Below are 6,242 nucleotides of genomic sequence, written 5' to 3'. Positions count from 1 at the left end.
TGGCGCCCGGCTGCGGTGCGGGCGCGGGGACCGTTGGCCCGGATGGCGGCGGGGCGGCCGTGGCGACGGCCGGGGCAGGCGGTGCCGGAGCGGGTGGGGCGGGTGCTGCTTGGGCGGGTGCTGCTTGGGCCGGTGCGGCCTGCGGCTGTCCTGCGGCCGGCGAGCCGGTCGTGACCTCGCCGGTGCTCGCCACCGGCTCCTTCCCGGGCGTGGCCGGGCCTTCGGCGACCGCGGCTGCGGCCCACAGGGTGATCGTCGCAGTGGCGATCATCCGGACAGTTCTGAACACGCGCGTTCCCCGAGAATTGCGGTTCGCCGGCCTCACGCAATGACAGCCTGGGCGGCGGGTTCCGCTCGAAAGCGGCGCCGGCCTCATTGAATGGGGACCAAGGCGAAGTTGTGGATGGGCGAAGGATGGGATGAGGCGGGCGCCGGAGGCGACCGAGAGGAGCGGGCAAGAAATGGACCGGCCCCCGACCGGGCTCCATCCCTGCAGCGCCACTCTGGCACCACCCGAAGCGTGGCCGCAATGCCTGGATGCACCCCGCCATCTCTGGTTTTCGCCAAAACTGCGTCGTAGAGAGGCAAACAGATGCGTCATCTGCCCCGGTGAGGGGCAGCGCCGATTTCTTCCGAGGACCAGATCCGATGTCCCTTCCCTCACAAGCCTGCGCCGTCGCGCTCGTCGCTGCCCTGCTCGGAGGGTGCCAGGCGCTCGGCGGCGGTGCCGGCGTGATGCCCGCAAGCGATGTCGGTCCGCCCCCCTCGATGCGCAGTGCGGTTCCGGGTCCGCAGCGCGGCCGTGCCGCCAGCATCGATCCCGATGATCCGACGCCGCAGACCGCGCCGACGCGGCGCCTCAACCTGCCCAGCTCCGCCGGTGGCCAGACCCGGGCGGCGGCCAACGAAGAGCGCCGCATCCGCCGCGAGGACATCGAAGGCGAGACCACGAGCCGGTCGAGCTCCGGCGGCCTCGGGCCTCAGATGGGCCAGGGTGGCTCCGTCGGCGTCGGCGGCAAGTTCTGAGGATACACGCGTTCTGAGGGCGCGCGGCTCCCCGGAGGCGCCCGCCCGACGCAGGGCTCCCGTGCCGGCCCGGGCGGTTCCGGAGCGCCGCCGAGAGCCTTAAGTCGCGGGGGCGGCGGGTCGCGTCCTTCCGCGGAGCTTGCCCCTGCCCACGATGCCGCCATCTTCCGTCAAACCCGTGACCGCCGCCGGCCCGCGCCGGCGGATTCGGGCGGCCACCTTCCTGCACGGGCGCGGCACCCTCGCCAATCCCGGGCTCGATCTCACGCGGCTGCCTATCGGCCTCGATCCGCGCGGCCTCAGCCTCGTCGACGGGGTCCGGGCCGCCCTGGCCTTCGGCCTCGTCATCCTGCTGCACGAGTGGGTCGCCTGGCCGCCGCTCCTGACCTTGGCGCTGGCCGCGAACCTCGCTTGCTTCGCCGATGCTGGCGGCCCGATGCGCTCGCGCCTCATGGTGCTCACGGTCTTCTCGCTCCTGAGCGGCGCGATCTGGGGGCTCTTCGGGCTGATGCAGCCGCTCGGGCCGGTCCTCGTGGTGCCGCTCGCCGGCCTCGTGATCTTCGCTTGCACCTACGCGCGGGTCTGGGGCGTGCAGGCGCAGGCTGCCGGCAACGTCCTCGTCCTCGTCCTGTGCTTCGCCCTCGATCGGCCCTTGAGCCCCGATCAGGCCCTGGTGGCCGGTCTCGTCTTCACGGCCGGAGGCCTGTGGGCGACGCTGCTGGCCCTGCTCCTCTGGCGCCTGCATCCCTATCGCCCCACCCACCGGGCGGTGGCCGAAGTCTGGCGCCGCCTGACCCGCCTCTGCGACGATCTCGAGGCCCTCGCTTCGCTGACCTGGCCGGAGAAACCGGAGGACAAAGCCGCCCCCCGGGCCGGCAACCGCCAGATCTTCGATCGTCACACCTTCGATCTCCAGGCTTTCGATCGGCACGCCCGGGCTCATCGCCGGGGTGTGCGCGAGGCCATCGAACAGGCCCGAACCGTCATCGTCGACCTCGCCCGCAGCCGCGAGCGCATCTCCGACCGGACTGCCCAGGCCCTGATCCGCCTGGAGGCCGCCGAGCAGATCTTCGCCGCCCTCATCGCCCTGTCGGACCTGATCGAGGGCGAGTCCGACCCGCGCCGCCGCCGCATGGCGCGCCGGTTCCTGCGCCGGCTCCGCCCCTTGCTCGGCGTGATCGCCCGCGCGATCCGCGACGATTCGGTGATCGATCTGGCGCGCCTGGAACGGGCGATCGAGCGGGGCGCGCGGCGCCTCGCCCACGATCGCGGGCTCTCCGACCTCGCCACGCGCATCCTCGATCGTGTGCGGATCGGTGCCAAACTCTCGACGCCGGATGGCTATCGCCCCGGCGGCGCCCTGATGGGACGCGCCAGCCTGCCCCTCGGCACCCGCCTACTCGGGCCGCTCAGCACGAACTTAACCTTCGCCTCGGCCAACCTGCGTCATGCCGTGCGTGCCACGGTGGTGGCTGCTCCCGCCCTCTGGGCGACCCTGGTCTGGTCGGGACCCTTCGCGCATTGGCTCACCATCACGGTGGTTCTGACCATGCAGCCCTTCTACGCCGCGACCTGGCAGCGGGCCCTGGAGCGGATCGGCGGCACGGTGCTGGGCGGCCTGATCGGCGCGGCGCTCGCTGGCATCGCCACGACTCCGCTGGCGCTGGCCGCCCTGGTGTTTCCCCTGAGCATCATCGGTTTCGCCGCGCGCCAAGTCAGCTACGGCGTCTTCATCGCCTGCCTGACGCCCCTCGTGGTGCTCCTCGTGGAGGTGGTGGAGCCCGGCCACGGCTCGTGGGAGGTGGCGGGCATGCGCGCGCTCCTGACCCTGCTCGGGGGCCTGATCGCGGTGGCGAGCGCCCTCGTGCTCTGGCCGATCTGGGAGCCCGATCAGGTCCGGCTCGAACTGCGCAAGGCCGTCCGGGCCCATGCCGCCTTCGCCCGCGCCGTCCTCTGCACGGGTCCGGAGGCCGAGACCTCGGGGACCCGCGCGCAGGCTGCTCGCGCCGTCGGCCTCGCTCTCAGCGACCTCGAGGCGGCCCTGGCCCGGGCCCTGCAGCAACCCCGCGCCGGACGCCATCCGCATGTGGAGACCGCGATGGTGGCCGATGCCACGCTGCGCCGCATCTCGGCGCGGCTCACGGCCCTGCGCTACGCCGCCGAGACGGCCGACGCCGAGGCCCTCGCGGCCTGGAGCGGCTGGATCACCGCGACCCTGACGAGCCTCGGGGGCGAGGGCGCACTGCCGCCGATGCCCAAAGCGCGGCACACCGACGGCCTCCGGCGCCTCGTCGGGCAGGTCGAACTCCTGTCCGAGACGCTGAACCCGTCGCCGGACCGGATCGCCACGGCCTGAGGCGCTGCGAATCGGAAGCGCCGAGTGTTACAGGTCGTTGCGGTCTGTCCGATTGCGGACGCGCCGCGTCCTGACGGGGAGGTTCTCGCGCGTCACGTCGGTTCGAGCCCTTTTGGAACGTTCAGGTTGATCGGATGACCGCCCAGGCACGCCATGATCCGACCGTGTGGCACCCCCAGCAGCGGCTCGTCGCCCGAATCTCTTCGCCCCGGCAGCTTCAGGTGTTCAACGACCGCGGCGGCATCGCGGTCAATTTCGATGTGATGCGCTCGACGTCGCCCGCGATCGAGATCGTCGGCGGCCAGAGCCAGACGCTGTGCCTGTGGGAGACCCGGTCGGCCAGCGGCTTCGTGACCAAGCCGAAATTCAACGCCGACCTCGTCACGATCCGTTTCGTCACGAGCGGGCAGATCGTCTACCGCCACCGCGGCGGCGACGCCCTCGGCTCGCCGACGCACGCGACCCTCGTCGCCTTCGACGAATTGCGCGAGGTTCAGGCCTCGCACGCGTTCAGCGCGATCAGCGGTACGATCGCGGTCAGAGATCTGGTGGCCGCCAACGCGGCGCTGACGGGCGGTGAAGAGACGGGCTTGCCGCCGCTCGCGTCGGTCGCCGAGGTCTCGACCCCCGCCATGAAGGCCCTGTTCTGTACGCTGACGCAGGTCCAGCGCCGAAGCCAGGACGCGGAACCGGACCGAGATTTCCTGTTTCCGTTGATCCAGGAAGTCATGGGCTACCAATTGCTCTCGGCTTGGCCGAAGCGGGCCGAGGCGAAGGCGCCGGACACGCGGGACGTGGCCTCCCGCAGCCTCGATGCCGCACGCGACTACATCGAGGCGAACCTCTCGATGCCCATGACCCTGGCGGACATTGCGGCTGCGGCGGGGATCAGCGTCCGCTCGCTGCAGAACAAGTTTCGCCGGGAACTCGGACAGACGCCGGTCCAGTTCATCACCGATCGTCGCTTGACGCGGGCACATCAGGATCTCGTCTCGTCGCGCCATGTCGGCCACTCGGTCGCCGACATCGCCGGACGGTGGGGCTTCGTCCACATGAGCGACTTCGGGCAACGCTATCGGCGGTTGTTCGGCTGTACGCCGTCCGGCTCGCGGCGCGAGGCCCATCGCCGCCGCTGATCAGGCAGACGCGCGCTGTTCGATCCGCGTCTCGTGGGCAGACCCATCGCAACCGAGCCGAGATCAGTGCGTCCCCAGGCACAACCTCGGCGACAGCAATCTATCAAGATTGCGAAATTCATCGTCATAATTGTGCAAGAATTGACATAGGATATGTTTTCGCAAAGTCTGCTTCGAGTGTCGGTCGGGCGATGGAAGACATTCTTGATTTTTGAAGACTAGGTTATTTCGGACCGAAGCGATAAGTCCGGCCGACCGTCTCAATCTGCGGTGGAAACAAACGCGGCTGCTGTGTCGTTTCTGCGCGAATGCTGCACGACGTTCACCGGAGGCGATGCCGTTGCGCGGTATCCGGGCCTGCTTGCGGCGGGCGTCGCCCGGTTGGCAGGCGTCGGCGCTGGGTTGCTTCCAACGCCCGCCGAGCCGCAGCCGCCTGCGACCAGTCCGGCGGCCGAGGCGCATCCGGATGCCAACCCGGCCGAACCGCCGTGCCGCGCAGGCAAGGCTTCCGAATTTCCCGACCAAGCGCGGGTGTCGGCAGCCAGGGTGAGCATCGGCCACGATCCGACGGGAGGCGTCGACAGTCACCATCTGCGTGCCGCGCGAGCCCTGCTCGGATGGGCGATGTCCGATCTGGCGCGGACCAGCGGGCTCTCCCTGTCGACGATCCGGCGCCTCGAACAGAACAGCCGGGCGGTCAGTGCCCGCAATCATCGCTCCGCCGTCAATGCCCTGCGCGCGGGAGGCATCCGCTTCCTCACCCTGGACGATGGGACCATCGCCCTGGCCGAAGTCGGGCATCTCTCCGCTCAAGCGCGACTGGCGGAGGGTGACCAAGCGGGCGAGGTCGGGGGTGGAACGCCCGGATCAGGAATCGGAGCCGCGTTGCACGAGGTTGCGCCGGCGGCCGTTCAGGATCGCGAAGCCTGAACACGCTGAGCCGGCGACGAACGTCGATCGTCCCGGCCCTGTCCCGATGCGTCCATCCCATCGGTCGAGCACGGTTACGCGAAGCCCTTCAGGATGATCCCAGCCCTGGCCAATCGCTCCCGAACAGCCCGTGCCAAAGCCACAGCGTGTACGCTGTCTCCGTGCACGCAGACGGAGTCGATCCGCGTCGGCAGGTGCGCGCCGCGCTCCGTGATGATGCCGCCGGATTGCACCATCGCCAGCACCCGCTCGGCTGCCAGATCCGGATCCGTGATCAGCGCCCCTGCTTGGCCACGTGGGATCAACTGGCCCTCCTGCGTATAGCCGCGATCGGCGAAGATCTCCGCGTAGACCGTCAGGCCCGCCGCCTCGCCGGCCGCGACCTGCTCGGTCCGGGCGATCGCCAGAAGCCCCAGGGAGGCGTCCACGGCCCGAACCGCACGGGCGATGGCCCCGGCCACGTCCGCCTCCGCCGCCGCCCGGTTCGCCAACGCCCCGTGCGCCTTGACGTAGCGGAGGCGATGGCCGGAGAGCGCCGCGAGGCCTTGCGCGGCACCGACCTGATAGGCGACCTGCCGCTCGATCTCGGCCGCCGTGCAGGGCATCGGGCGCCGCCCGAATCCGGCGAGATCGGCAAAGCCCGGATGCGCCCCCACTGCCACGCCGCGCGCGCGCGCCAGCTTGAAGGTCTCGGCCATGATCTCGGGATCGCCGGCATGAAACCCGCAGGCGACGTTGGCGGAGGTGACGATGTCGAGCATGGCCGCGTCGTCGCCGCAGCGATAGGTGCCGTA

The 6,242-nt window shown here is 70.5% G+C and carries 5 protein-coding genes; 4 read left to right on the top strand and 1 reads right to left on the bottom strand.

What is annotated here, in order from left to right; translation table 11 throughout:
• The first annotated feature begins 648 nt into the window (after positions 1-648).
• From JWQ05_RS05830 to JWQ05_RS05815, 4 genes are all read left to right on the top strand, one after another.
• Positions 649-1,026: a hypothetical protein gene (locus tag JWQ05_RS05830; RefSeq protein WP_299655910.1), complete on the top strand. Its 378-nt coding sequence runs from the start codon at positions 649-651 to the stop codon at positions 1,024-1,026.
• Positions 1,027-1,204: 178 nt separating this feature from the next.
• The gene (locus JWQ05_RS05825) at positions 1,205-3,382 is read left to right on the top strand and encodes an FUSC family protein (RefSeq protein ID WP_299655908.1); all 2,178 of its coding nucleotides are present in this window, start codon (positions 1,205-1,207) and stop codon (positions 3,380-3,382) included.
• 164 nt (positions 3,383-3,546) lie between these two features.
• Positions 3,547-4,518: a helix-turn-helix domain-containing protein gene (locus JWQ05_RS05820; protein WP_299655906.1), complete on the top strand. Its 972-nt coding sequence runs from the start codon at positions 3,547-3,549 to the stop codon at positions 4,516-4,518.
• A 291-nt stretch (positions 4,519-4,809) separates the two neighbouring features.
• Positions 4,810-5,448: a helix-turn-helix transcriptional regulator gene (locus JWQ05_RS05815; RefSeq protein ID WP_299655904.1), complete on the top strand. Its 639-nt coding sequence runs from the start codon at positions 4,810-4,812 to the stop codon at positions 5,446-5,448.
• A gap of 74 nt (positions 5,449-5,522) precedes the next feature.
• Here the strand turns inward: JWQ05_RS05815 and JWQ05_RS05810 are convergent.
• Positions 5,523-6,242 (bottom strand): 5-oxoprolinase subunit PxpA (locus tag JWQ05_RS05810; RefSeq protein WP_299655902.1); only part of this gene is annotated, 720 nt, incomplete at its 5' end.

It is taken from the genome of Methylobacterium sp., from assembly GCF_028290105.1.
Classification (GTDB): Bacteria; Pseudomonadota; Alphaproteobacteria; order Rhizobiales; family Beijerinckiaceae; genus Methylobacterium.
This window is presented reverse-complemented; position numbering and strand designations above follow the sequence as displayed.

Excerpts from the sequence above, each read along its gene's own strand:
- JWQ05_RS05830 (WP_299655910.1), top strand. The coding sequence starts at position 649 with ATGTCCCTTCCCTCACAAGCCTGCGCCGTCGCGCTCGTCGCTGCCCTG.